Source organism: Blautia hansenii (assembly GCF_013304445.1).
Taxonomy (GTDB): domain Bacteria; phylum Bacillota; class Clostridia; order Lachnospirales; family Lachnospiraceae; genus Blautia.
This window is the reverse complement of sequence record NZ_JAAITA010000062.1, coordinates 1-1,210: the sequence shown is the minus strand read 5'-3', so window position 1 is coordinate 1,210 and position 1,210 is coordinate 1. Positions and strand designations below refer to the sequence as shown.

Sequence of the window (1,210 nt, the reverse complement as noted above, 5' to 3'; positions counted from 1 at the left end):
CCGTTTCATGATATACTAAAAAGAAACGGCGGTGATTCATTATGGCAAGACCTAAAACATATCATATTATACTCAGTGACAATGAAGTGTCAGCTCTTCGTAAGGTTATTAGGGATAAGAAAACCTGTAAAACCGTCCTAAAGAGATGTCAGATTTTATTAGAGTTAGATGAAGTCAGTGGTACTGGTTTGACCCACTCACAAATTGCACATACTTATGCGGTCTGTCCGGCTACGGTTACAAATATTATCCAATCTTATGTTAAGAACGGTATTACTAATATTGTCAAATACAACATCAGCCCAAATTCAAGTGCGGCATTACGCAAGGCAGATGGACGGACGGAAGCGCATTTGATTCAAATTGCTTGCGGTCCGGCACCCGAAGGACACTCCCGATGGACACTCCGGCTTCTGGAAGAGAAAGCACGTATTGAACTGGAAACACCAGTCAGCAGAGAAACAATCCGCAGGGTATTAAAAAAAATGAACTTAGACCTCACCTCAATGACTATTGGTGCATCCCGCCAAAAGAGGATGCAGAATTCATAGCATGTATGGAAGATGTTCTCGATGTCTATGAACTCGCGTATGACCCAATGCGTCCGGTCGTCTGCATGGATGAAAAACCATACCAGCTGTTGGGAGAGACAAGGGAACCGCTGCCAATGCGCCCGGGAGATGACCGGAAAGTAGATTCCGAATATATCCGTAATGGTACATGCAGCATCTTTGCTTTCATAGAACCTCTTGCTGGGAAGCATCATGTCAGTGTCCGGGAGCACCGGACTGCAGTTGACTGGGCAGAAGAAATAAAATACCTTGTTGATGTCATGTACCCAGAAGTGGAAAAAATCATTCTTGTAATGGATAACCTTAATACCCATAAACCGGCATCCTTATATAAAAAGTATCCTGCGGCAGAAGCAAGGCGTCTTATAAAACACTTGGAAATCCATTATACACCGAAACATGGAAGCTGGCTGGATATCGCTGAAATAGAACTTAATGTAATGACACGCCAGTGCCTGTCACGGCGAATTGACGATATCAATCATCTCCGCAGCGAATTATCGGCATGGGAAACCGAGCGTAATACAAGGGCGGCAAAGGTGGATTGGCAATTTAAAACTGCTGATGCACGAATCAAATTGAATTCGCTATATCCCAAATTTACTGCCACTTCCGTGTAAGTGGCAGTAATGCTAAAT

The 1,210-nt window shown here is 43.6% G+C and carries 2 protein-coding genes; both read left to right on the top strand.

Annotated elements, in window-relative coordinates; genetic code table 11:
* The first annotated feature begins 41 nt into the window (after positions 1–41).
* Positions 42–551, top strand: a complete 510-nt coding sequence (locus G5A70_RS15490) for a helix-turn-helix domain-containing protein (protein WP_173750334.1) — start codon at positions 42–44, stop codon at positions 549–551.
* Positions 476–1,192, top strand: a complete 717-nt coding sequence (locus G5A70_RS15485) for an IS630 family transposase (protein WP_226853780.1) — start codon at positions 476–478, stop codon at positions 1,190–1,192. Before G5A70_RS15490 ends, G5A70_RS15485 begins: the two co-directional genes overlap by 76 nt.
* The last annotated feature ends 18 nt before the right edge of the window (positions 1,193–1,210 follow it).